The 24,171-nt window shown below is 67.4% G+C and carries 16 protein-coding genes and 1 pseudogene; 11 read left to right on the top strand and 6 right to left on the bottom strand.

Annotated elements, in window-relative coordinates; all coding sequences use genetic code 11:
- The first annotated feature begins 25 nt into the window (after nucleotides 1-25).
- Nucleotides 26-994 carry an inositol monophosphatase family protein gene (locus I3K84_RS17740; protein ID WP_196995088.1) on the top strand — a complete coding sequence of 323 codons (969 nt, stop codon included), beginning with the start codon at nucleotides 26-28 and terminating at the stop codon, nucleotides 992-994.
- A gap of 82 nt (nucleotides 995-1,076) precedes the next feature.
- Here I3K84_RS17740 and I3K84_RS17735 read toward each other — a convergent pair whose 3' ends face one another.
- Together I3K84_RS17735 and I3K84_RS17730 are read right to left on the bottom strand one after the other, a co-directional pair.
- Entirely contained in the window at nucleotides 1,077-2,210 is a 1,134-nt protein-coding gene (locus tag I3K84_RS17735) for a two-component system response regulator (RefSeq protein ID WP_196995087.1), read from the bottom strand.
- Between the two features lie 35 nt (nucleotides 2,211-2,245).
- Entirely contained in the window at nucleotides 2,246-6,046 is a 3,801-nt protein-coding gene (locus I3K84_RS17730; RefSeq protein WP_370567750.1) for a response regulator, read from the bottom strand.
- Nucleotides 6,047-7,372: 1,326 nt separating this feature from the next.
- On the opposite strand from I3K84_RS17730, the gene I3K84_RS17725 reads away from it, so the two are divergent.
- The 3 genes from I3K84_RS17725 to I3K84_RS17715 all read left to right on the top strand — a co-directional run bounded on the left by I3K84_RS17725 (nucleotide 7,373) and on the right by I3K84_RS17715 (nucleotide 12,042).
- On the top strand, nucleotides 7,373-9,244 hold the full coding sequence (locus I3K84_RS17725; RefSeq protein WP_196995086.1) for a gamma-glutamyltransferase family protein: 1,872 nt from the start codon (nucleotides 7,373-7,375) through the stop codon (nucleotides 9,242-9,244).
- Between the two features lie 323 nt (nucleotides 9,245-9,567).
- Nucleotides 9,568-10,194, top strand: coding sequence for a TRAP transporter small permease subunit (locus tag I3K84_RS17720; RefSeq protein ID WP_103737304.1), 627 nt, complete (start codon nucleotides 9,568-9,570; stop codon nucleotides 10,192-10,194).
- 21 nt (nucleotides 10,195-10,215) lie between these two features.
- Nucleotides 10,216-12,042, top strand: coding sequence for a TRAP transporter large permease subunit (locus I3K84_RS17715; RefSeq protein WP_196995085.1), 1,827 nt, complete (start codon nucleotides 10,216-10,218; stop codon nucleotides 12,040-12,042).
- Nucleotides 12,043-12,180: 138 nt separating this feature from the next.
- On the opposite strand, the gene I3K84_RS17710 is transcribed toward I3K84_RS17715, so the two are convergent.
- From I3K84_RS17710 to xseB, 4 genes are all read right to left on the bottom strand, one after another.
- Nucleotides 12,181-13,263: a TRAP transporter substrate-binding protein gene (locus tag I3K84_RS17710; RefSeq protein ID WP_011804476.1), complete on the bottom strand. Its 1,083-nt coding sequence runs from the start codon at nucleotides 13,261-13,263 to the stop codon at nucleotides 12,181-12,183.
- Nucleotides 13,264-13,536: 273 nt separating this feature from the next.
- The gene (gene dxs, locus I3K84_RS17705; RefSeq protein WP_196995084.1) at nucleotides 13,537-15,426 is read right to left on the bottom strand and encodes a 1-deoxy-D-xylulose-5-phosphate synthase; all 1,890 of its coding nucleotides are present in this window, start codon (nucleotides 15,424-15,426) and stop codon (nucleotides 13,537-13,539) included.
- 103 nt (nucleotides 15,427-15,529) lie between these two features.
- Nucleotides 15,530-16,426: a polyprenyl synthetase family protein gene (locus I3K84_RS17700; protein WP_231403360.1), complete on the bottom strand. Its 897-nt coding sequence runs from the start codon at nucleotides 16,424-16,426 to the stop codon at nucleotides 15,530-15,532.
- Nucleotides 16,427-16,434: 8 nt separating this feature from the next.
- A complete protein-coding gene (gene xseB / locus I3K84_RS17695) occupies nucleotides 16,435-16,680 on the bottom strand; it encodes an exodeoxyribonuclease VII small subunit (RefSeq protein WP_015912683.1) in 246 nt (81 codons plus the stop codon).
- A 306-nt stretch (nucleotides 16,681-16,986) separates the two neighbouring features.
- Here xseB and I3K84_RS17690 point away from each other — a divergent pair, with 306 nt between their 5' ends.
- From I3K84_RS17690 to I3K84_RS17660, 7 genes and pseudogenes are all read left to right on the top strand, one after another.
- Entirely contained in the window at nucleotides 16,987-18,126 is a 1,140-nt protein-coding gene (locus I3K84_RS17690) for an aromatic ring-hydroxylating dioxygenase subunit alpha (protein ID WP_196995082.1), read from the top strand.
- Nucleotides 18,127-18,223: 97 nt separating this feature from the next.
- Entirely contained in the window at nucleotides 18,224-19,135 is a 912-nt protein-coding gene (locus tag I3K84_RS17685) for a DMT family transporter (protein WP_015912681.1), read from the top strand.
- Between the two features lie 60 nt (nucleotides 19,136-19,195).
- Complete coding sequence (locus tag I3K84_RS17680) at nucleotides 19,196-20,095, top strand: sulfurtransferase (protein ID WP_088887439.1); 900 nt, start codon at nucleotides 19,196-19,198, stop codon at nucleotides 20,093-20,095.
- 323 nt (nucleotides 20,096-20,418) lie between these two features.
- Complete coding sequence (locus I3K84_RS17675) at nucleotides 20,419-20,727, top strand: DUF3649 domain-containing protein (protein WP_011804469.1); 309 nt, start codon at nucleotides 20,419-20,421, stop codon at nucleotides 20,725-20,727.
- Nucleotides 20,724-22,100: pseudogene (locus I3K84_RS17670) on the top strand (PepSY-associated TM helix domain-containing protein); the annotation flags it as partial. The gene I3K84_RS17675 and the pseudogene I3K84_RS17670, both read left to right, overlap by 4 nt.
- A 48-nt stretch (nucleotides 22,101-22,148) precedes the next feature.
- Entirely contained in the window at nucleotides 22,149-23,267 is a 1,119-nt protein-coding gene (locus I3K84_RS17665; protein ID WP_231403305.1) for an IS630 family transposase, read from the top strand.
- Nucleotides 23,268-23,573: 306 nt separating this feature from the next.
- Nucleotides 23,574-23,927 carry a DUF3325 domain-containing protein gene (locus I3K84_RS17660; protein ID WP_088887442.1) on the top strand — a complete coding sequence of 118 codons (354 nt, stop codon included), beginning with the start codon at nucleotides 23,574-23,576 and terminating at the stop codon, nucleotides 23,925-23,927.
- Nucleotides 23,928-24,171: the final 244 nt, after the last annotated feature.

Genomic DNA, 24,171 nt, shown 5'->3' with positions numbered 1-24,171 from the left:
CGCCCCGCTCCTTCGTCACAATCCAATGTCGTCCAATCTGCACCCCATGCTCAACGTGGCCATCAAGGCCGCTCGCGCCGCCGGCGCCATCATCAACCGCGCGGCCCTTGACGTGGAGGCCGTGCGTATTTCGCAAAAGCAGATCAACGACTTCGTGACCGAGGTGGACCATGCCGCCGAGCAGGCCATCATCGAGACGCTGCTCACCGCCTACCCCGGCCACGGCATCCTGGCCGAGGAATCGGGTTCCGAGCACGGCTCCAAGCATTCCGAATACGTCTGGATCATCGACCCGCTGGACGGCACCACCAATTTCATCCACGGCTTTCCCGTGTACTGCGTGAGCATCGCCCTGGCCGTGCGCGGCAAGGTCGAGCAGGCCGTGGTGTACGACCCCTCGCGCAACGACCTTTTCACCGCCACGCGCGGGCGCGGCGCCTTCCTGAACGAGCGCCGCATCCGCGTGAGCAAGCGCACGCGCCTGGGCGAATGCCTGATCTCCACGGGCTTCCCCTTCCGCCCCGGCGACAACTTCAAGCAATACCTGAACATGATGGCCGAGGTGATGCCCCGCACCGCCGGCCTGCGCCGCCCCGGCGCTGCCGCGCTGGACCTGGCCTATGTGGCCGCCGGCTACACGGACGGCTTCTTCGAGAGCGGCCTGTCGATCTGGGACGTGGCCGCGGGCGGTCTGCTGGTGACCGAGGCCGGAGGTTTGGTGGGCAACTTCACGGGCGAGGCCGACTACATGGAGCAGCGCGAATGCCTGGCCGGCGCGCCACGCATCTATGGCCAGCTGGTGACTCTGCTGGGCAAATACAGCAAGTTCGCCAGCGCGGGCAACAAGGCCGCGGTGCGCCAGGCCGCCGAGGTCACGGAAGTCGCTGACGTGGCCGGCGACGAGGCGGCCGCGCAGTCGCCAGACGACGCCACGCCCACCGCACCGGACAGCGCCGCGGAGGACACCCAGACCCGCCCCACGGCAGCGCCGTAATCCTCATACTCATAAAACAATAGCTGCCCGCGCTTGCTGCAAGCGCCATGGCAGCTATTTCTATTTGAACTGCGGCAGCACTTCACTGGGGATCGGGGTAGCGCTGTGCGATGCCGCGGAAGTCGTCGGCCAGTTCCACGAACGCATCCACCATGTCCGGGTCGAAGTGCGTGCCCCGCCCCTTGAGGATGATGGTGCAAGCCTGCTCATGGGAGAACGCCGGCTTGTACACGCGCTTGCTGATGAGTGCGTCATACACGTCGGCCACGGCCATCAGGCGCGCAGACACGGGAATGGCGTCGCCCTTGAGGCCTTCGGGGTAGCCCGATCCGTCCCACTTCTCCTGGTGGCTGTACGCGATCTCCTTGGACACGCTGAGGAAGGCCACGCGCATGCCCAGGCGCTGCTCGGCATCCTCGATGGCCTTGCGCCCCAGCGTGGTGTGGGTCTTCATGATCTCGAACTCCTCCACCGTGAGCTTGCCCGGCTTGAGCAGGATGCTGTCGGGGATGCCGATCTTGCCGATGTCGTGCAGCGGCGCCGACTTGTACAGCAGGTCGATCATGCGGTCGTTCAAGACCGCCTCGAAGCGCGGGTGGTGGCGCAGACGCTCAGCCAGGGTCTTGACGTACAGCTGCGTGCGGCGGATGTGGTTGCCGGTTTCGTTGTCGCGCGTCTCGGCCAGAGAAGTCATCGCCATGATGGTCACGTCTTGGATCGCCTGCACCTCCAGCGTGCGCATCGCCACCTCGCGCTCCAGGTAGGCGCTCTTGTCGCGCAGGAAGTCGGCCGTGGCCTTGAGCGCCAGGTGCGTGGCCACGCGCGCCAGCAGGATGGAGGGGCTGATGGGCTTGGTGATGTAGTCCACCGCCCCCAGCGCCAGGCCTTCGCGCTCGTCGTCGGGATCGGAGCGCGCGGTGAGAAAGATCACCGGAATGTGACGCGTGGCCCCGTTGGCCTTGAGGCGCCGGCAGACCTCGTAGCCGTCGATGCCGGGCATCATGATGTCCAGCAGCAGCAGGTCGGGCGGAGCGTCGGACTGCGCGATTACCAGGGCCTTCTCACCGCTGGCCGCCACCTTGACGCGGTAATGCCCCTGCAGCAGTCCGGCCATGAGCGTCAGGTTGTCGGGCGTGTCGTCCACTACCAGCACGGTGGCGATGGGCTTGTCGACCAGGCGGTCCGGAGCGGCGTTCACGTAGCGTTGCTGATCCATGGGAAGTCCTGCCAAAGAGTTGGTGGGATGGGGCGTCATTCCGCCGGGGCCGCGGGGCATGCCTCCAGCCGCCGCAGCGCGTCGTCATAGGCGAAGCTGCGCACGCTGCGCTCCAGCGCATCGAAGTCCGCACCCAGCAAGGCGGCCAGCCCAGCCGCGTTGCGCTGGAGGTAGTCGCCCGCGGCCGGGTCGTCCGCGCGCAGCAGCGTGCGCAGCCCGCGCAGCAGCTGGGCGGGCGTCTGCGGCGGCACGGTGGCCTCGCGAGCGTCCGCGCCCGGGGCCTGCCGGGCCCAGGCACCCAACGCCTGCAGCAAAGGCGCCATATGCTCTGCCAGGGCGGCCAGCAGGGGCTGGAGCGTTTCTGCCGGCGCCTGAGAGCGCAGCGCCTGCTCCAGTGCCTGCGCATGCCGCGACACCGGCTGCGCACCGAGGTTGGCGGCCACCGAGCGCAGCGTGTGCGCGGTGCGCTCGGCCAGTGCCCAGTCCTCCGCCTGTATGGCCGCCTGCAGGTTCTGGACGACGTCACTCTGGCTCAGCGCGAAGCGCTGCAACAGTTCGGCGTACAGCCCCGGCTTGCCCGAAGCCCGCTTCAGGCCCTGCGCGGTATCCAGGCCCGGCACGCCCTGTGGCAGGGCAGGCGCGAATGCAGGTGCCAGCGGCGCGTCCGCCGGGGGCGCGGGCGACTGCGACGCCGCCTCGGGGCGCGGCGACAGCCAGCGCACCAGCGTGGCCCACAGCACGTCGGGGTCGATGGGCTTGGGCACGTGGTCGTTCATGCCCGCGGCAAAGCAGCGCTCCCGGTCGGCCTGCATGGCATTGGCAGTCATGGCGATGATCGGCAGGCCGGCGTGGCGTGGGTCGGCACGCAGTTGCCGCGTGGCCGTTTCGCCATCCATCACGGGCATCTGCATGTCCATGAGCACCGCGTCGTACCGGCGCCGGTCGATGCACGCGATGGCCTCCTGGCCGTTGGACGCCACATCCACGTGCATGCCGGCATCGCGCAGCAGCTCCTGCGCCACGATCTGGTTGAGCTCGTTGTCTTCCACCAGCAGCACCACCGCACCGCGCAGCACGGCGGGTGCGGCGCCAGACGCAGACCGCGGCAGCGGATGCACGTCCCACGCCTGGGCCAGCGGCTGCATGAGCGTGTCGAACAGCACCGACGCGCTCACCGGCTTGACGAGCACGTTGTCGATCCCCTCGCTGCGCGCGGCGTCCATCACCTCGTCGCGCCCGTGCGCCGTAACCATCAGCATCTGCGGGATATGCGCAAGGCCCAGCCCGCGAATGCGGCGCGCCAACTCGATTCCGTCCATCCCCGGCATGTGCCAATCCAGCAGCAGCAGGCCGTAGGGGCGCTGCTCGGCCACCGCGTCGCGCAGTGCCTGCAGCGCCTGCACGCCCGAGTGCACCTGCGTGGCCTGCAGGCCCATGGTCTGCAGCATGTCCACCAGCACCTGGGCGGCGGTGTGGTTATCGTCCACCACCAGCACCCGGCTGCCACGCCAATCGCTGCGCAACAGCGCACGGGGCAGCGGCTCGCCACGCTCCAGCGGCACGGTCACCCAAAAGGCCGAGCCATGCCCCAGCTCGCTGCGCACGCCTACCTCACCGCCCATCAACTCGGCCAGGCTCTTGCTAATGGCCAGGCCCAAGCCGGTGCCACCGTATCGGCGCGTGGTAGACGTGTCCGCCTGTTCAAAGCTCTGGAACAGGCGCTGCATCTGCTGCGGCGCGATGCCGATGCCCGTGTCGCGCACCTCGAAGCGCAGCAGCACGCGCGCGCCCTCGTCGCGCTCCAGCCGCACCAGCAGATGGATCTCTCCTTGCTCGGTGAACTGAACGGCGTTATTGGCAAAGTTGATGAGGATCTGCCCCAGGCGCAACGCGTCGCCCACCAAGTGCTGCGGCACGTCGGGTGCCACGTCCAGCACCAGCTCCAGCCCCTTGGCCGCCGCCTTGAAGCCCACCACGTCGGCCACGCCTTCCAGCATACGATCCAGCGCGAAGGGGCTGCGCTCCACCACGAGCTTGCCGGCCTCGATCTTGGAGAAGTCCAGGATGTCGTTGATCACGCCCAGCAGATGCTGGCCCGCCTGCTGCATGCGCACCACGTAGCCGCTTTGGCGCGCATCCAGCCCCGACTTGAGGGCCAGGTGCGACATGCCGATGATCGCGTTGAGCGGCGTGCGGATCTCATGGCTCATGTTGGCCAGGAAACGCGACTTGAGCGCCGCCGTCTCCTCGGCCAGTTCCTTGGCGCGGCGCAGTTCCACTTCGGCGCGCTGGCGGTCGGAGACGTCCACGAAGGTGCCGATGACTCCGCCCGCCGAGCCGTCCGGGCGGTTGAACCCATGCAGCCAGAACATCGTGTGGTGCACCAGTCCATCGGCATACGGCATGACCACCTCGCGGTGCACGGACTGCGCGCCCCGCAGCGCGGCCTCGGTATCCGCGTGCAGGCGTTCGCGCTCCAGCATGGGCAGGAACTCCAGGTCCAGCACCGTCTTGCCGATGAAGTCTTCCGTATGGATGTCGAAGGCCTGGACATAGGCCCGGTTGAAACCCAGGTAGCGCCCCTTCGCGTCTTTGTAGAAGAGCGGTACCGGAATGGCATCGATCAGCGCCTGCTGGAAGGCGAGCTGCTCGGCCACGCGCGCCTCCAACATCTTCTGGTCATGCACATCCACCTGCACGCCGATGATGCGCGCGGCCTGTCCTGCTTCGTCGCGCACCACGCGCGCGGTGCACAGGATCCAGCGCGTACTGCCATCGGCGCGCACGATGCGCCAGGAATCGCGCAGACGGCCGCCGCCCTGGCCGGCCTGTGCCTGCGCCAGCAGGCCTTGCACGCGCGCACGGTCTTCGGGATGGATCACATCCATCCACGCCTGGAACGGCCTCTCTGCGGCATGCCCGTCCTTTTGCGCCGGCAGCGACGCCGCGCCATACAGCTGCTCCAGCTGGGGCGACCACACCATGCGCTGCGTCAGCAAGTTGTAGTCGAACACGCCGATGTGCCCCGCCTCCTGCGCCAGCTCCAGCCGCGCGTTGGCTTCGCGCGTGGCAGCCTCTGCGCGCTGCGCCTCGGTCACGTCCTCGATCACCCACAGCGATGCGATCTGCACGCCTTCCATCTTCAGCCCGCGGCCCGCCATGCGCGCCGTGAACGACGTGCCGTCCGGACGCCGCAGCACGGCCTGCTCGCGCACCGAGCCACCGGCCAGAAGCATGGGAACGGTCCGTGCGGTGAAGGCGCCGTAGCCGGCCTCGCCTGCGAACAGCTCCTGTACCGGGGTTCCCGCCAGGGCATCGTCCGAGGAGCGCAGCAATTCCGCCAGGGCACGGTTGAACTGCCGTATCTGCCCGTCGCAGACGAGCACGATGGGCGGCGCGTTGTCAAAAAGCGCTGTCTGTTGTTCCAGCAGTTCGCTCAGGCGGCGCTCACGCCGCTCCAGTTCCTGCGCCGCCTCGATGCGCGCGGTCACGTCCTGCTGCAGCCCCACGATCGCGATGCGCCGGCCCTTGGCGTCGAACACCGGCGACAGCGTGGCCTCCTCGTGGTACAGGGTGCCGTCCCTGCGCCGGTTCACGAAGCGTCCGCGCCAGGAATGGCCGGCCAGCAGCCGGTTCCACATGTCCCGGTAGGTACCGGCGGGCGTGTGTTCGCTGGCGGCTATCGATGGCTTGCGCCCGCGCACTTCGCCCAGCGTATAGCCGGTGCTGCGTTCGTACTGGGGATTGACCCACGCGATCACCCCTTCCGCATCGGTGATGACGATGGAAATGGGGCTGTTCTCCAGTGCCGCGCCCAGCACCGAAAAGCGCTGCATGCCCTCCGCCAGGCGGCGCCGGTTGCGCAGCGCATCCAGCGCCATGGCACCCACGAGCGCAAAGAGCGCGAATGCGACCCCTCCCACTATCCAGCGCAACCCCATGGGCATGATGGCGCTTGTCGTCCAGCAACACCAGCTGCCAGGGGCCCGCAGGGTCCTTCCAGTCCACGGCGCGGCGGCCCACGGCATAGCGCACGCCGTCGATCAGCGCTTCGCGGGAGTCGATGGAAAACGGCAGGGCCGACACCAGCCCGTTGTCGAAACGGCTGCCAAACTGGCGCGTGCTGCGCACCGCGTCGATGCGTTCCTGCGTCAGGGGCGCGGTCATCGCGTAGAGCCACTCCGGACGGGTGGAAGAGAACACCACGCCCTGCGGCGACATCAGCAGCACGGGATGCCCCGCCCGCGTGAGCAGGCGGTCGAAATGGGAGAACCCCACCTTGACGGTAACCACACCGATGATGGGACTGGACGGGGTATCGCTCTCATACAGCGGCGCTGCGTAATAGAGGCCGCGCTCCTGCGACGTGCCGCCCAGGGCGGCATATACGGACGCATTGCCCTGCAAGGCCTGCTGAAAATAGGGCCGATGTCCCAGCTGCGCACCGGTCGTGCGGTTACCGGCGGTGTCATGCGCTACCACCGTGCCGTCGCGCGCGATCACGTAGGCGCCATCCACCATGAAGCGGCCGCGGATGACGCCCAGGCGCGCCAGCACCGGCGGCGCATCGTAGGGCAGAAAGCCCTGCGCGGCAGCCTTGAGCGACGGCTCGCTCAAGCCAAGCAAGGTAACCATTCCCAGCAGCGGGCCGTTGCTGCTCTCGCCCAGCAGCGTCTGCTCCATGCCTTCCAGCAGCTGATTGCGTTCGTGTTGGCGCTGTTCCGAGCGCACCAGCGCGACCGCTTCCACTGCCAGCCAGGCACCCAGCGCCGCCAGCACAAGCACCCATACGGCGCCCCGCAGCCACCGGCCCTGGGGGTCGCGCAGCGAATCGCGCAGAACAGCCAGCCGTTCCTTGCGCTCAGGCATGGCCGTCAGGCTTGCCAAGGGGCCGAGCGAGCAGCCACACGTCGGGGGAGCTTTTCAAGGAAACCTCCATCAGCCCCGTGCTTCGGGGGTCGGTGCAAGATGCGTCACAGACGCGTGGCGCGCCGTGATCCAATGGGTGCGCGGAGTATGTCAAAACGTAACCATTTCCGCCATCCTGCATGACACTTATCCACCACCTGCCAACAGCAGCGTACCAGCATGTAACAGCGGGAGCGTGTGACCTTTCTGCCCAGTACGATGGCCCGGATCACGCCACCACCAAGGAGACCCCGATGCGACCGTACCTGCGCGCCCAACGTATGACCGCCTCTGTCGTCGCTGCCCTCGCGGTGGTGACGCTGGCGGCCTGCTCCAGCCCCCCCGCCGCATTCCACTACCAGGTGCCGCAACAGCCCGAGGGCTCTTCCGGCTACACGGAGAAGCCCGGCTGGGCTACCGAGCGCTTCGCGGTGGCAGCCGCCAATCCGCTGGCGACCGACGCCGGCTACCAGGTGCTGAAGGCAGGCGGCTCGGCGCTGGATGCGGCCATCGCGGTACAGATGGTGCTTACCCTCGTGGAACCGCAGTCCAGTGGCATCGGCGGCGGCGCGTTCCTGCTGCACGCGGCTGGCAGCAAGGTCGAGGCCTACGACGGGCGCGAGACCGCCCCCGCGGCCGCCACGGAGAACCTGTTCATTGGCGCCAATGGCAAGCCCATGGCCTTCCATGACGCTGTGGTGGGCGGGCGCTCGGTCGGCGTGCCGGGTACGGTGCGCATGCTGGAGCAGGCCCACAAGGAACACGGCAAGCTTGCCTGGGCCACACTGTTCGAGCCCGCCATCCAGTTGGCGCAACAGGGCTTCAAGGTCAGTGCGCGCCTGCACACCTTGCTGGCCAATGAGAAGTTCCTCGCGCAGGACCCCGTGGCGCGTGCCTATTTCTTCGATGCCGCCGGCCAACCCTGGCCCGTGGGGCACACGCTCAAGAATCCTGAGCTGGCGAGCGTGCTGCGTGCCATAGCCAGGAACGGCTCCAAGGCGCTGCTTGAAGGGGAAGTGGCCCAGGCCATCGTGGCCAAGGTCCAGGGCCACGCAGGCAATCCCGGCGGGCTCAGCCTGGCCGACTTGGCAGGCTACCAGCCCAAGAAACGGGAGGCCCTGTGCTCCGACTACCAGATCGGCGCTAAAGCCTATCGCGTCTGCGGCTTTCCGCCGCCCAGTTCCGGCGCCATTGCCGTGGCGCAGATCCTGGGCATCCTGAAGAACACCGATGCCACGACCATGCCGTTGCAGGAGGGCCCCCAAGGTTCCGCCGACCCGCTGGGCCCGCTGCCCACGGCCGACTGGCTCTATCTGTACAACGAAGCCGCCCGCCTGGCCTTCGCCGACCGCGCGCAATACGTGGCCGACCCCGATTTCGTGCGCCCCCCTGCCGGCAGCTGGATGAGCCTGCTGGAGCCGGCCTACCTCGCCAGCCGCGCACGCCTCATCCAGCCGCAGAGCATGAAGGTGGCCCAGCCCGGAACCCCCGGCGGGGCGCAGACCAGCATGGCGCCCATGCCCGACCAGCCGGAATACGGCACCAGCCACATCAGCGTCGTCGATGCCGGGGGCAATGCCGTCGCCATGACCACCACCATCGAAGACCAGTTCGGCTCCCGCCAGATGGTCAGCACCAGCAGCGCGCGCAGCGGGGGCTTCCTGCTCAACAACGAACTGACCGACTTCAGCTTTGCGCCGCGCGACGCCCAGGGCCGCCCCATCGCCAACCGCGTCGAGCCGGGCAAGCGCCCCCGCTCGTCCATGGCGCCCACACTGGTGTTTGACAAGGCGTCCGGGCGCCTGCTGATGAGCGGAGGCAGCCCGGGCGGCGCGCTCATCATCCACTACACCGCCAAGACGATCTACGGGATCTTCAACTGGGGCCTGACGCCGCAGCAGGCGATCAATCTGCCCAACTTCGGCAACCTCAACGGCCCCACCATGCTGGAGGAAAAGCGCTTCACCTCCACCACGATCGACAACCTGCGCGCACGCGGCGCGGAAGTGCGCGAGATGAACATGACCAGCGGCCTGCAGGCCATTACGCGCAGCGAAGTGCATGGCAAACCCATGTGGCTGGGCGGAGCGGACCCGCGGCGCGAAGGCGTGGTCATGGGCGACTGAAAGCCCCGCCCCCCTGGCGACGCACGGGCGATGCGTCGCCCTTCGTGCGGCAGCGCGTGGACCGCCTGCGCTATTGCGTGCGCCGTTTTCTCCCATTTTCATAGCAGCGCAACGCCCCTCCCCCTGCGGGGGCAGGCTAAACCCTTTACCTGGCGAGGCTGCGTGACTTCGTAGAATGTCACCTTTGTAAGAACGTGTGCGCGGCGCCGCCGACCGTGCCCTGCCTACCGACGGAAGCGTCAGCGTTCTGCAAATCGATCTGGCCCATGCCCCACCCCGCGTGCGGACAGACACGCGCACCCAGCCATCTTCTTGGAGACACCATGCAGGCTTTACTTTCACTGTCGCGGGCCATCGACAGGCTCAACGCGTTCGTGGGCAAGTATTCAATCTGGCTCATCTTCGCATCCACTTTCATCAGTGCCGCCAACGCCATCGTGCGCAAGGCGTTCGACACGAGTTCCAACGCCTTTCTGGAAGTGCAGTGGTACCTGTTCGCATGGTCTTTCCTGATCGCCGCCGGCTGGACGCTGCTCAACCGCGAGCACGTGCGCATCGACGTGGTCAACAGCCGCTTGCCCAAGAAGGTGCAGGTGTGGATCGACATCGTGGGCTTTGCGCTCTTTCTCACCCCGCTGTGCATCACCATCCTGTACCTGACCATGCCGGTCGTGATCCAGATGTACCAGTCGGGTGAAGTGTCCGGCAATCCTGGCGGCCTGATCCGCTGGCCCGTATGGGTGGCGATTCCCGTCGGTATCACGCTGCTGATGCTGCAGGGCTGGTCCGAACTCATCAAGCGCATCGCTTTCCTGCGTGGCCAGGGGCCCGATCCCATGGGCAAGCTCAGCGACAAGAGCGCTGAAGAAGAACTGGCCGAGGCGCTGCGCGCCGAAGCTGAGAGAAAGCAGGAGCAGGCCCTGTCCGCCGCTCCCGCCGCGCAACGCTGATCTGCCCCAGGAAAGCATTTCATGGAATTCATCACAAGCAATTACGCCCCCGTCATGTTCGGGAGCCTGATCATCTTCCTGCTGCTGGGCTTCCCCGTGGCGTTCAGCCTGGGCGCCTGCGGCCTGCTGTTCGGCTTCCTGGGGATCGAGCTGGGGGTCTTTCCTTCGTCCGTGATGGCCTGGCTGCCGCAGCGCCTGATCGGCATCATGGCCAACGACACGCTGCTGGCGGTGCCCTTCTTCACGCTCATGGGCCTGATCATGGAGCGCAGCGGCATGGCGGAGGACCTGCTCGACACGGTGGGCCAGGTGTTCGGCCCTTTGCGCGGCGGCCTGGCGCTGGCGGTGGTTTTCGTGGGCGCGCTGCTGGCGGCCACCACCGGTGTGGTGGCGGCCTCGGTGATCTCCATGGGCCTGATCTCGCTGCCCATCATGCTGCGCTACGGCTACGACCGGCGGCTCGCCAGCGGTGTGATTGCCGCATCTGGCACCCTGGCCCAGATCATTCCCCCATCACTGGTGCTGATCCTGATGGCCGACCAGCTCGGCCGCAGCGTGGGCGAGATGTACAAGGGCGCATTCGTGCCCGCCTTCATCCTCGTCGGCCTCTACGTGCTGTGGGTGGTCATCCTGGCCATCTTCAAGCCCCAGTCCGTACCCGCCCTGCCACCCGAGGCGCGCATCTACCGTGAAGACAATGGCAGCTCCGGCTATGCCTCGCTGGCCGTCGTGATGGGCATCTCCACGGCAGCATCGATCTTCCTGGCCGCTCACATGGCCGACGTGCATACGTGGTGGACAGGCACCGAAGTGCTGGACGTGCCGACCGATGAGAAGGTCGTCACCGCCATGTGCGGCGGCACCTTCATCGCGTTCGTCATCGCGAGCATCAACCGCGTGCTCAAGCTGGGCATGCTCTCCCGCCTGGCCGAGCGCGTGACCTTCGTGCTGATTCCGCCACTGCTGCTGATCTTCCTGGTGCTGGGCACCATCTTCCTGGGCATTGCCACACCGACCGAAGGCGGTGCCATGGGTGCCATGGCGGCGCTGGTCATGGGCTTCGCGCGCCGGCGCCTGGACATGCCCCTGCTCAAGCAGGCGCTGGGCGCCACTACGCGCCTGGCCAGCTTCGTGATGTTCATCATGATCGGCGCCACCACGTTCAGCCTGGTGTTCCAGGCGGCCGACGGCCCGAAGTGGGTGGAGCACCTGCTGGCCAGCCTGCCCGGCGGACAGGTGGGCTTCCTGATCGTGGTGAACCTCATGATCTTCTTTCTGGCGTTCTTCCTGGACTACTTCGAGCTGTCCTTCATCGTGGTGCCGCTGTTGGGACCCGTCGCCGACAAGATGGGCATCGATCTGATCTGGTTCGGCGTGCTGCTGGCGATGAACATGCAGACCTCGTTCATGCACCCGCCTTTCGGCTTCGCGCTGTTCTTCCTGCGCTCGGTGGCCCCGGACAAGCCCTACATCGACCGGGTGACGCACAAGGCCATCCAGCCCGTGACCACCATGCAGATCTACAAGGGCGCCATTCCCTTCGTCCTGATCCAGTTGATCATGGTGAGCCTGCTCATCACCTTCCCGTCCCTGGTGACGGGCAGCCTGGACAAAAAGGTGGAAGTGAACATGGAAGCGGTGGGCGCGCAAATGATGGATGCGCTCCAGGATGCGGAGAGCTACGGTGCGCCAGGCAACGACCCGTTCGCATCGCAGCCCGCTCCAGACGCCGAGCAGGCACCGGCACCGGCACCGGAGGGCGAGTTGGCACCCCCTGCCGACGGCGGCTACGGCTCGGACGACCCAGCCAAGGCGCTGCAGGACGCCATGGGCTCGGGCAGCAAGTAAGCCGTCTCACCCCCACTAAAAGCCCCGGTACGCCGGGGCTTTTTTAGTTTGCGCGGGCAACAAAAAAGCCGCAGGGAACTGCGGCCTCGTTGGATTGGTCGCAAGCCGCCGCCGCAAGGGCAGCAGCCCGCCACGCGATCAGATCTTCACACTGTTCATGTACTGGTTGAACGGGAACTCCGAGAAGCGGTTCCACAGGATCTGGTCGCGCTGGAAGGCGCGCATGTCCTGGTGGATCTTCTTGAACTCGGGCGACTTGGCCTCGTGCTCGGCAAACACTTCCATCGACGCCTTGAAGCCGGCGTCCATGATCGCCTTGGGGAACGCCTTGAGCTGCGTCTTGTTGGCCACCAGGTTCTTGATGGCGCGCGGATTGAACACCTGGTACTTGGCGGTCATGTCGGCAGCGGCCACGCGGGTGGCTGCGTCCAGGATCGCCTTGTGCTCGGGCGACAGGGCGTTGTACTTCTTGATGTTGATGAAGAACTCCAGGTCAGCGGAGCCTTCCCACCAGCCGGGATAGTAGTAGTACGGCGCCACCTTGTTGAAGCCCAGCTTTTCATCGTCGTACGGGCCAACGAACTCCACGGCGTCCAGCGTGCCCTTCTCGAGCGCCTGGTACACGTCACCGGCGGGCATGTTCTGCGCCACCACGCCCAGCTTGGCCATGGCCTCGCCGAACACGCCGCCGCCCAGGCGCATCTTCAGGCCCTTGAGGTCAGCGACGGTCTTGATTTCCTTGCGGTACCAGCCGCCCATCTGGGTGGTGGTGTTGCCGGCGCTGGCGGTCTTGAAGTTGTACTTCTCGAAGAAGGCATCCAGGTACTTGCGGCCGTTGCCGTGGTCCTTCCAGGCTGCCATCTGCAGCGTGGTCAGGCCGAAGGGCACGGCGCAGCTGAAGGCGAACACGGGGTCCTTGCCGGTGAAGTAGTAGGCGGCCGTCTGGGCCATATCGATGGTGTCGCCCTGCAGCGCATCCACCACGCCAAACGCGGGCATCAGCTCGCCGGCGGGGTGCACGGAGATCTCGAACTTGCCGCCCGACATCGCCTTGACGGCCTGGGACAATTTTTCTGCACTGCCAAAGATCGTGTCCAGCGACTTGGGGAAGCTGGAGGCAAGGCGCCAGCGAACGGCGGCCTGGGCATGCACTGCGGGTGCAACCCCGGCTGCGAGTACGCCAGCCAAACCGGCCTGCTTGATGATTGAGCGACGATCCATGGACAAATTCTCCGAAATGATGAAGCAAACAAACAGTAACGCGGTTGAGTGTACGCGCCGCTGAATCCCGCCGATGAGCGGAGGTAAATTGTAAAAACGTGGGTTGCCGGCCCCGTTGCGGGTTTCCCCTGAAAAATCAGCGAATGGCGCGTATTACTCGGCCGGGCAAGGGGCAACACAGGCCCCCGCGATGGGCTGCACAGGCGCCGCGACGCATCCCAGCGGCACGCTGCCGCGGGATGACTGCATTGTTGTGAAGGGAAGGAAAACGCGTCAGGCCGCTGCCAGCGCCTGCTCGCCCGGCAATGCGCCGAAGCGCTCGGTGATGGAGCGCTGCATGCCAGCGGCGTCCAGCCCCTGCAGGGCCAGCAGCTTGGCCGGGTCGCCATGCTCGATGAACGCGTCGGGCAGGCCCAGTTGCAGCAAGGGGCGCTGCACGCCTGCGGCGGCCAGCGCCTCGGCCACGGCACTGCCGGCGCCGCCCATGATGCAGCCCTCCTCGACGGTGACCAGCGCATCGTGCTCCGCTGCCACCTGAAGCAGCAGCTGCGTATCCAGCGGCTTGGCCCAGCGCATGTTCACCACCGTGGCGTCCAGCGCCTCGGCCGCCTGCAGCGCCGGGTACAGCAGCGTGCCGAAAGCCAGGATGGCAATGCGCCGGCCCTTGCGACGCACCTCGCCCTTGCCGAAGGGCAGCCCCTCCAGACCGGGTAGCGGCGCCACGCCCACGCCCGCGCCGCGCGGGTAACGCACGGCCACAGGGTGGTCTTGCTCGTAGGCGGTGGTGAGCAGTTGGCGGCATTCGCGCTCGTCGGCCGGGCAGGCCATGCTCATGTTCGGAATGCAGCGCACGAAGGCGATGTCATACGCGCCGGCGTGCGTGGCGCCGTCCGCACCCACCAGGCCCGCACGGTCCAGGGCAAACACCACGGGCAGGTTCTGCAGCGCCACGTCGTGGATGAGCTGGTCATAGGCGCGCTGCAGGAAGGTCGAGTAGATCGCCACCACCGGCTTCACCCCCTCGCACGCCATACCGGCGGCAAAGGTCACGGCGTGCTGCTCGGCGATGCCCACGTCGTAGTAGCGCTCGGGAAAGCGCTGGTGGAACTCCACCATGCCCGACCCCTCGCGCATGGCGGGCGTGATACCCACCAGGCGCTCGTCCTTCTCGGCCATGTCGCACAGCCACTGGCCAAAGACCTGCGTGAAGCTCTGCTTGGGCGGCGTGGCCGGTTTCACCAGGCCCACGCGCGGATCGAACTTGCCCGGGCCGTGGTAGGCCACGGGGTCGGCCTCGGCCAGCTTGTAGCCCTGGCCCTTCTTGGTGACTACGTGCAGGAACTGCGGGCCCTTGAGACCGCGGATGTTTTCCAGCGTAGGAATCAGCGAGTCCAGGTCGTGCCCGTCAATGGGGCCGATGTAGTTGAAGCCGAACTTCTCGAACAGCGTGGCCGGCACCACCATGCCCTTGGCCTGCTGCTCCAGGCGCTTGGCCAGCTCCAGCAGCGGCGGCGCGTTCTTGAGCACGCTCTTGCCCACGTCGCGTGCCTTGGCGTAGAACTGTCCGCTCATGAGCTGCGCCAGGTAGCGGTTCAGTGCACCCACGGGCGGGCTGATGCTCATGTCGTTGTCGTTCAGGATGACCAGCAGGTTGGCGTCGGCCACGCCGGCGTTATTCAGCGCCTCGAAGGCCATGCCGGCGGTCATGGCGCCGTCGCCGATGATGGCTACACAGCGGCGCTCGTCGCCGCGCTGCTTGGCCGCCAGCGCCATGCCCAGCGCCGCGGAGATGCTGGTGGACGAGTGCGCGGTGCCAAAGGTGTCGTATTCGCTCTCGGCGCGCTGCGGAAAGCCCGACAGGCCGCCCAGCTGGCGCAGCGAGGGCATGCGGTCGCGCCGCCCGGTCAGGATTTTGTGGGGGTAGGTCTGGTGGCCCACGTCCCACACCAGCCGGTCGCGCGGCGTGTCGAACACGGCGTGCAGCGCCACGGTCAGCTCCACCGTGCCCAGGTTGGACGACAGATGCCCGCCGGTCTTGGACACGCTCTCCAGCACGAAGGCGCGCAGCTCCGTAGCCAGTGCCTTGAGCTCGGCACGGGGCAGCCGGCGCAGGTCGGCGGGATCGTTCACGCGCTCAAGCAGCGGATAGTTCGTCGTGGACATATGCTATATTTTTAGTAGCTGCTAGCGCTTGATGAACAAGCGCTAGAGGCCAATTTGATTCATAAAAAGACACCAGCCCCGCCATGCGCAGCCTTGCCCATCATCAATGCGAACGGCGCACCACCATGTCGGCCAACGCCGCCAACGCCCGCGTGTCGGTCAGGCCGCTGGCGGCCAACGCCGCCAGTGCCTGCGCGCGCAGGGCTTCGGCATGCGCGCGCGCGGCCTCCAGCCCCATCAGCGAGACATAGGTCGGCTTGTCGCACGCGGCGTCCTTGCCGGCGGTCTTGCCCAGTGTGGCGGAGTCCTGGGTCACGTCCAGCACGTCGTCCACCACCTGGAAGGCCAGCCCCATGGCTGCGCCGTAGTCGCTCAGCGCGCGCAGCGTGCCCTCCGGGGTCTGGCCGCAGACCGCGCCCATCACCACGCTGGCCTGCAGCAGCGCGCCCGTCTTCAGGCGGTGCATCTGACGCAACTGGTCTTCAGACAACTGCAGGCCCACGCTGGCCAGGTCGATGGCCTGCCCGCCGGCCATGCCGTCGGCGCCTGCGGCGCGGGCCAGCTCACGGCACAGCCGCGCCTGCATGGCCGGCGGTACCCCATCCTCGGGCGTGAGCAGCTCAAATGCCAGCGCCTGCAGTGCGTCGCCCGCCAGCAGTGCACGCGCTTCGCCAAAGCGCACATGCACCGTGGCCTTGCCGCGGCGCATCACATCGTTGTCCATGCAGGGCATGTCGTCATGCACCAGCGAATAGGCGTGGATCAGCTCCACCGCGCAGGCGGCGCGCAGGGCGGCCTGCGCGTTTCCGCCGACGGCCTCGCAAGCGGCCAGCACCAGCAGCGGGCGCAGGCGCTTGCCGCCATCCAGCACGGCATAGCGCATGGCCTCGCCCAGGCCTGCGGGCGCATCGGGGCACACCCAATGGGACAGGGCGTCCTCGACCCGCGCAAGCTGCGCGCGCATCCAGCCATCGAAGTCGAACACGGGCACGGCGGACATGGCGGGCGTCACTCCTGCGTCCATGGCTGCAGCGTGCCTTCGTCCAGCACCTTGATCTGGTCCTGTACCGCGTCCAGGCGCGCGCGGCAGAAGTTCAGCAACACCGCGCCCCGCTGGTAGCCCGCCAGCATCTGGTCCAGCGGCAGCTGGCCCGACTCGATGCGGCCCACGAGCTGCTCAAGCTCTTCCAGTGCGGCTTCGTAGCTGACGGGATCGGGCTGGGTGGATGAAGGGGCGGCGGGGGCCTTGGCCATGGAGACGGAGCGCCAAGGGCGCAAGTGGAAACGGCCAATTTTAGGCGCAGGGCCCCGCGCCTGCCCGGCGAAGTCCGCGGGGATGCCCCCGCGGCCGGCGGGAGATCGCCGCCCCGGACGCCGCACGCGGCTTGCTAGGCGCGCGCAATACACGTACACCCGCCGCGGAAATAACCCCACCACCTATAATCCCATTCCTTCACCACGAACCGGCTATGGAGTACTTCCCTGGGCCGGTTTCGTTTTTTCTATAGCCCCGTGCGCACGCGCACCCTCCCTGTGGGGAGTCTTTAGGTCAGGTCACCCATGTCTGATTTAAGTCTTCAACTGCAGCAGGCCGCAAGCCAACTACCAGTTTCCAGCTATTTCGACGAAGCGCTGCTGCAGCGCGAACTGGAGACGATCTTCCAGCGAGGGCCCCGCTACGTGGGGCACCAACTCGCCGTCCCCGAGGTGGGCGACTACTTCGCGCTGCCCCAGGAAAAGGAGGGCCGCGCCCTCGTGCGCAATGCCCAGGGACAGGTGGAGCTGATCTCCAACGTCTGCCGGCACCGCCAGGCAGTGATGCTCAAGGGCCGCGGCAACCTGCAGGCCCAAGGCAAGGGCCATGCGGGCGGCAACATCGTCTGCCCGATTCACCGCTGGACGTATTCCAGCAGCGGCGAGCTGCTGGGCGCGCCGCACTTCGCGCACGACCCCTGCCTGAACCTCAACAACTACAAGCTGCGCGAGTGGAACGGCCTGCTGTTTGAGGACAACGGCCGCGACATCGCCACCGATCTGGCCGGCATGGGCCTGCAGCGCGAACTGTCGTTTGACGGCTTTGTGCTCGACCATGTCGAGCTGCACGAGTGCAACTACAACTGGAAGACCTTCATCGAGGTCTATCTGGAGGACTACCACGTGGGTCCGTTCCATCCGGGCCTGGGCAACTTCGTCACCTGTGACGATCTGAAGTGGGAGTTCCAAAAGGAATACTCCGTGCAAACCGTGGGGGTGGCTTCCACGTTCGGCAAGCCGGGCTCCGACGTGTACAAGAAGTGGCACGAGGTGCTGCTGAAGTATCGCGAAGGCAAGATGCCCGAGCGCGGCGCGATCTGGCTGACCTACTACCCGCACATCATGGTGGAGTGGTATCCGCACGTGCTCACCGTCAGCACGCTGCACCCGATCGGTGTGGACAAGACGCTGAACATGGTGGAGTTCTACTACCCCGAGGAAATCGTCGCCTTCGAGCGCGAGTTCGTCGAGGCGCAGCGTGCGGCCTACATGGAAACCTGCATCGAGGATGACGAGATCGCCGAGCGCATGGACGCGGGCCGCAAGGCCCTGATGGAACGCGGCGACAACGAGGTCGGCCCCTACCAGAGCCCCATGGAGGACGGCATGCAGCACTTCCACGAGTGGTACCGCGGTCGCATGGGTGCCGCCGTGTCCCGCGGCTAAGGCCCCACACCGCCGCCCTACGCTACCATTACAATAGCTGCCAGCGCTTGATACACAAGCGCTGGCAGCTATTTTTATTCATACCCATAGGTTTTCCATGCAAGCGCTCTGGATGGTGTTGGCGGCGTTCCTGTTCGCAAGCATGGGGGTCTGCGTGAAGATGGCCTCGGCCTACTTCAACGCGGCCGAGCTGGTCTGTTACCGCGGCTTCATCGGCATGGCCATCCTCTGGGCGCTGGCACGCTCGCAAAAGGTGGCGCTGGCCACACGCTACCCTGGCATGCACGCCTGGCGCAGCCTGATTGGCGTGACATCGCTGGGCGCGTGGTTCTACGCGATCGCCTACCTGCCCCTGCCCACGGCGATGACGCTCAACTACATGAGCAGCGTGTGGATCGCCGCCTTCCTGATCGGCGGCGCGCTGCTCGCCTGGCGCCCCTCCAGCGCGCAGCCGCGCCCGCCGTTGCAAGTGACCCTGGTGCTGACCGTGCTGGTCGGGTTCGCGGGCGTGGTCATGATGCTGCGCCCCAGCATCGACGACAACCAGGCCTTCGCGGGCCTGGTGGGCCTGTGCTCGGGCCTGACCGCCGCGTTCGCCTACATGCAGGTGGTGGCGCTGTCGCGCCTGGGCGAGCCCGAGACGCGCACCGTGTTCTATTTCGCCGTGGGCTCGGCCGTAGCCGGCGGCGCGGCCATGCTGGTCACGGGCATGTCCGACTGGCCCGGGTGGCCCGCGCTGTGGCTGCTGCCGCTGGGCCTGCTGGCCGCGGGCGGGCAGTTGTGCATGACACGTGCCTACTCGCGCGCCCTCACCGCCCGCGGCACGCTGGTGGTGGCCAACCTGCAGTACTCGGGCATCGTCTTCGCCAGCATCTACGGCGTGGCGCTGTTCGGCGACCAGTTGCCGCTCATCGGCTGGGCGGGCATGGCGCTCATCGTGGGCAGCGGCATCACGGCCACCGTACTGCGCGCCCGGGCCGCGCCGGACACGCCTGCCGAAGAACACTGACGCGCTGGCGCGCCCAACGCCGCGACAATGGGGCCTGATCGATACGCACAGAGCCCGACCATGCCCTACACCACGCTGATCTCCGTTCCTGAACTGCAGTCCCTCCTGCACAGCGGCCAGCCGCTGATGGTGTTCGACTGCAGCTTCGACCTCACCCAACCCACCCTGGGCGCCAGCCAATACCGCGAGGCGCACATCCCCGGCGCCTTCCACGCCGACCTGGACAAGCACCTGAGCGCCCGCCATGGCGCCCCCGGCGCGGGCGGCACGGTCGTGGCCTCGGCGGCGGACGAGCCCGCATCGGGCGGGCGCCACCCGCTGCCCAACCGCGAGCGATTTGCGACCTGGCTCTCGGACATCGGCTTTGCCAATGACATGCAGGCCGTGGTGTACGACCGCAACGGCGCCAACTACTGCGGCCGCCTGTGGTGGATGCTCAAGTGGGCGGGGCATGATGCCGTGGCCGTGCTCGACGGCGGGCTGCAGGCCTGGCAGGCCGCCGGCGGCGCGGTGGCCAGCGGCGACGAGCCGGCGCGTTTCCAGTCGCACTTTCGGCTGCAGGCGCCGCTGCGCCGGCTGGTGAGCGCGCAGGAGGTGCTGGCGCAACTGGGTCAGCCCGGCCAGACGGTGGTCGACGCGCGCGCCACACCACGCTACCGGGGCGAGGTGGAGCCGCTGGATCCCGTGGCGGGCCACATCCCCGGCGCACTCAACCGCCCCTTCGGCCTGAACCTGGGAACGGACGGCCACTTCAAGAGCCCGGAGCAGCTGCGTGCCGAGTTCACCAACCTGCTGGATGGCCGCGACCCCGCCACCGTCGTCCATCAATGCGGCAGCGGCGTGAGTGCCCTGCCCAACCTGCTGGCCATGGAAATCGCGGGCCTGGGTCCCACGGCCCTGTTTGCCGGCAGCTGGAGCGAGTGGTGCAGCGACCCCGGCCGGCCGGTTGAGCGCGGCTGACGCTCACGCGGACGCTTTCGCAACGTTACAGCCCGTTTTGCGGTGCACGGCCAAGCCGGCGCCGTGCATGGGCCTGCCTGTGGTGCCGGCGCAGCGGCACCCGTCGCGCGCGCGCATCGCAACGGCGGACGGCCTTCACGTGCGCAGGCATTCCTCACCTATACTTAAATGCGAATCGTTCTCATGACATATCTTAAGTAATCCGTGATCCGCACCTGCTCCGCCTTGACGTTGCGCCTCGACGCCGCTCCGCCCCTGTTCAACGGCGAGGCCTCGGCCGCCGTGCGGCCGTCCCGCTCCCTCGCGGCACAGGAGGGAGTCCGATGAGGCCCACGCAACCGTTGTGGCGCTACCGGCTCGCCGTGGCCTCGCGCACACTGGCCGCGGTGGCGGGAGGCTATGCGCTCACGGCGGCCTTCACGGCTGCGGCCGCGATGGCCCTGGCACAACGCAGCACCCGCGTGGACGCCGTGCTGGCCGCCACCTTGCTGGCGTGGCTGGTCTATGTGTTGGCCATCGCCTGGGTTTTCTTTGCGCGCACGGCCTGGCAGGCCTGGTGCGGCGTGCTGGGCCCTGCGATGCTGCTGGGGCTGGCCGCCCAGGTGCCGCAATGGCTGGCGGGTGCCGCATGAGCCCGCCCGCCGACGCATCCCGCGCCCCCGCACGCGAGGGCTTTCGCCAGGCCATGGCCTGGCTGCACACCTGGGCGGGACTGCTGCTGGGCTGGCTGCTGTTTGCCATCTTCGTGACGGGCACGCTGTCGTATTTCAAGCCCGAGTTCAACCACTGGATGCGCCCCGAACTCCAGGCCCTGCCGCCCGCCAGGGCAGATGACGCGGCAGCCGTCGCCGAGCGCGCCCTGGCCGCCCTGCGGCAGCACGCACCGCAGGCCACCCAGTGGATCATGCGCCTGCCCGACGAGCGCCAGCCCGAGGTGTCGCTGCTGTGGCACGCGGGGCCGCGCGAGCGCTTCCAGACCCTGCTGGTGCACCCCGCCACCGGCGACATCCTCACGCCACGGGCCACAGCGGGGGGAGACTTCTTCTACCGCTTCCATTTCGAGTTGCGCACTGCGCACCAGGGCCGATGGGTGCTGCAAGGGCGCTGGATCGTGGGCGTGGCCACGCTGCTGATGTTCGTGGCGCTGCTCACCGGCGTGGTCACGCACCGGCGCATCTTCAAGGACTTCTTCACCTTTCGCCCCGCCAAGGGCGGCCAGCGTGCATGGCTGGATGCGCACAACGTCAGCGGCGTGCTGGCGCTGCCGTTCTACCTGGTGATCACCTTCAGCGGACTCATGATCTTTCACTCGCTGTACCTGCCGGCGGGCATTGCCGCCGTGTATCCCGGCGCACGCGGCATCGACATGGCCAGCTACTTCGCAGAACTGCAGGGGGACGCCCCGCGCAGCGCGGGCTCCGCCCGGGCCGGTCCGCCCGCGCCCCTGCCACCGCTGGCCGTGGCCGCTGCCATGCAGCAGGCCCAGGCCCACTGGCAGGGAGGGCGCGTGCAGCGCCTGCGCGCGCAGCGCGACCCCGGCGGCGATGTGCGCCTGGAGGTCACGCGCCATGACGGCGACCGCCTGCAGTACGGTCCCGAACGCCTGTGGTTCGATGGCGCCAGTGGCCAGTTGCTGCACGAAGCCGCCCCCGCCGGCGCGGCACGGCAGACCTATGGCGTGCTCTACGGCCTGCACCTTGCACGGTTCGCAGGTCCCGGCCTGCGCTGGGCCCTGTTCGGCTTCGGCGTGCTGGGCAGCCTGATGATCGCCACCGGCCTGGTGCTGTGGACTGTCAAGCGCCAAGCGCAGGCACGGCGTCCCCATGCCGGGCAGCCCCAGCGCCTGCCCTTCGGCGAACGGCTGGTGTCCACCCTCAACCTGGCGGCGCTGGCCGGCCTGCCGCTGGCTTTGGCGGTCTACCTCGCTGCCAACCGGCTGCTGCCGCTGCACTGGGCGGCGCGGGCCGATGCGGAGCTGGCCTGTTTCTTCAGCGCATGGGCGCTAGTGTAGTGTTTGATTCTTAATGAAACTTAATTGAGCAACCACGCTCCAATGCTCTACTACGGTTTGCATTGGAGTGAAAAATTGCGAGTTGCCCCGACGATTGTGTTGACGGATGAAGAGGAAAGCGAGCTGAGCCGGCTGGCGCGCTCCAAGCGCACCAGCGTCAGATTGGCCCAGCGCGCCCAGATCGTGCTGCTGGCCGCGCAGGGGCTGCAAAACAAGGATATTGCCGAGCAGCTTGGCATTGGGCGCGTGCAGGTGGCGCGCTGGCGTGAACGCTACCTGCAATTGGGGCTGCAAGGTATCGAGCGCGACTTGCCGCGCGGCGCACCGCCGGTGAAGGTGGATGTGGCCAAGCTTGTGAAGCTAACCACACAGACCAAGCCCGAGGCGGCCACGCACTGGAGCACGCGCACGATGGCCGCTGAGTTGGGCGTCAGCGCCAGCACCGTGATGCGCCATTGGCAGGCCCACGGTCTCAAGCCTCACATCGTGCGCGGCTTCAAGGTCTCGCGCGATCCGCAGTTCGTGCAAAAGCTCGAAGACATCGTGGGGCTTTACATGTCGCCGCCCGAGCATGCGCTGGTGCTGTGCTGCGACGAAAAGAGCCAGGTGCAGGCGCTGGACCGAACGCAGCCCGGGCTGCCGCTCAAGAAGGGGCGCGCGGCCACCATGACGCACGACTACAAGCGCAACGGCACAACCACCTTGTTCGCTGCGCTCAACGTGCTCAACGGTCAGGTCATCGGCCAGTGCCAGCAGCGCCACACCCACATCGAGTGGCTGAAGTTCCTGCGTCAAATCAATCGGGAGACGCCCAAGGACAAGACGCTGCATCTGATCGCCGACAACTACGCCACGCACAAGCATCCAGCTGTGCAGGAGTGGCTGGCCAAGCACCCCAGATTCAACATGCACTTCACGCCGACCTCGGCATCGTGGCTGAACATGGTCGAGCGCTTCTTTCGCGACATCTCCGAGAACCGGCTACGCCGCGGGGTGTTCACCAGCGTGCCCGAACTCGTCTCGGCCATCGATGAGTACATCGCGCATCACAACACCAACCCCAAGCCGTTCATCTGGACCAAGAACGCTCGCGACATCCTGCAAAAGGTCATCCGCGCCAATAGCCGATTAAGTTCCAAACAGAATGCAACACTACACTAGCGCTGCTGCTCGCGGCCGTCTCGCCGGGCCGGCGCGGCTGGTGCGCCCTGCTGGCACTGGCCGGGGCGCTCTGGGCGCTGCTGCCGCTGCTGAACGCAGCCACCACGCACGCGCACCTGGGCGTCAGCCTGCCAGCCCGCGACTGGGTTTTGGCGGGCATGGACCTGGCATTCCTCGCCACCGGCGCGTTGCTGCTGGCGCTGGCCTACCGGCTGCGGCCGCTGCGAGCGCCCGCCAGTGCAAGGCCCCCAGCGGCCGTGCCGGCACACCTAACGGCCGCGCGCGGCCACCGCGCGGGAGCCTGAGATGACGGAACTGTTGTTGTGCCTGGCCGGCTGGTGCGCCATGGCCCTGGGCATGGATCGGCACCACGAGGACGCGCTGCGCCGATCCGCCACCGCCCCCACGCTGCAGCGCCTGCGCGGCGCGGGCTGGGTACTGCTGGCAGCGGCCCTGGCCCATGCCGTGGGACGGCCGGCCCCGACCGTGCCCATGGGCCTGGTGTGGTGGGGCGTAGCCCTCTCGCTGGCAGCGCTGGCCGCCACGGCGCTGGCCACCTGGCGGCCACGCTGGCTGCCCACCGCCGGCGTGGCGGCCTTGCTGGCCGCGCTGTTCGTAGGGGCCGCGGCCACGGGCTGCGCCGGCGCGGGGCCGGGCTGAGCCCGCATGGCCCGCATCGCGGGCCGGTGTGCCGACGCACACGCACTTCTTTCAGAGCCACCCACGCCAGCCGCCCGGCTGGCGCAGGCAGCCAGCGTTATCCACAAGGCGCCCCGGGGCGCCCTTGCGAGAGCCTTCATGCGCCTGCCTGTATTTCACATAAAAAACCGGCCAAAGCGCTTATCGGTAAAGCGCTGGCAGCTATTCATTCAATAGCAAACGCCATTCCGCGCATACATCCATC

Origin of the sequence: Diaphorobacter sp. JS3051 (assembly GCF_015832135.1) — a bacterium.
GTDB classification, from domain to species: domain Bacteria; phylum Pseudomonadota; class Gammaproteobacteria; order Burkholderiales; family Burkholderiaceae_C; genus Diaphorobacter; species Diaphorobacter nitroreducens.
Note: the sequence above shows the minus strand (reverse complement) of the source record. Positions and strands in the feature narration are given on the sequence as shown.

What these genes read in the sequence shown, in the direction of transcription:
- I3K84_RS17690 (WP_196995082.1), top strand. Translation starts at nt 16,987, where the DNA reads ATGTCTGATTTAAGTCTTCAACTGCAGCAGGCCGCAAGCCAACTACCA.
- xseB (WP_015912683.1), bottom strand. Translation starts at nt 16,680, where the DNA reads ATGGCCAAGGCCCCCGCCGCCCCTTCATCCACCCAGCCCGATCCCGTC.
- I3K84_RS17665 (WP_231403305.1), top strand. Translation starts at nt 22,149, where the DNA reads ATGCTCTACTACGGTTTGCATTGGAGTGAAAAATTGCGAGTTGCCCCG.
- I3K84_RS17680 (WP_088887439.1), top strand. Translation starts at nt 19,196, where the DNA reads ATGCCCTACACCACGCTGATCTCCGTTCCTGAACTGCAGTCCCTCCTG.
- dxs (WP_196995084.1), bottom strand. Translation starts at nt 15,426, where the DNA reads ATGTCCACGACGAACTATCCGCTGCTTGAGCGCGTGAACGATCCCGCC.
- I3K84_RS17715 (WP_196995085.1), top strand. Translation starts at nt 10,216, where the DNA reads ATGGAATTCATCACAAGCAATTACGCCCCCGTCATGTTCGGGAGCCTG.
- I3K84_RS17725 (WP_196995086.1), top strand. Translation starts at nt 7,373, where the DNA reads ATGCGACCGTACCTGCGCGCCCAACGTATGACCGCCTCTGTCGTCGCT.
- I3K84_RS17710 (WP_011804476.1), bottom strand. Translation starts at nt 13,263, where the DNA reads ATGGATCGTCGCTCAATCATCAAGCAGGCCGGTTTGGCTGGCGTACTC.
- I3K84_RS17735 (WP_196995087.1), bottom strand. Translation starts at nt 2,210, where the DNA reads ATGGATCAGCAACGCTACGTGAACGCCGCTCCGGACCGCCTGGTCGAC.
- I3K84_RS17660 (WP_088887442.1), top strand. Translation starts at nt 23,574, where the DNA reads ATGACGGAACTGTTGTTGTGCCTGGCCGGCTGGTGCGCCATGGCCCTG.
- I3K84_RS17685 (WP_015912681.1), top strand. Translation starts at nt 18,224, where the DNA reads ATGCAAGCGCTCTGGATGGTGTTGGCGGCGTTCCTGTTCGCAAGCATG.
- I3K84_RS17740 (WP_196995088.1), top strand. Translation starts at nt 26, where the DNA reads ATGTCGTCCAATCTGCACCCCATGCTCAACGTGGCCATCAAGGCCGCT.
- I3K84_RS17675 (WP_011804469.1), top strand. Translation starts at nt 20,419, where the DNA reads ATGAGGCCCACGCAACCGTTGTGGCGCTACCGGCTCGCCGTGGCCTCG.
- I3K84_RS17730 (WP_370567750.1), bottom strand. Translation starts at nt 6,046, where the DNA reads ATGCAGCGCTTTTCGGTGCTGGGCGCGGCACTGGAGAACAGCCCCATT.
- I3K84_RS17720 (WP_103737304.1), top strand. Translation starts at nt 9,568, where the DNA reads ATGCAGGCTTTACTTTCACTGTCGCGGGCCATCGACAGGCTCAACGCG.
- I3K84_RS17700 (WP_231403360.1), bottom strand. Translation starts at nt 16,426, where the DNA reads ATGTCCGCCGTGCCCGTGTTCGACTTCGATGGCTGGATGCGCGCGCAG.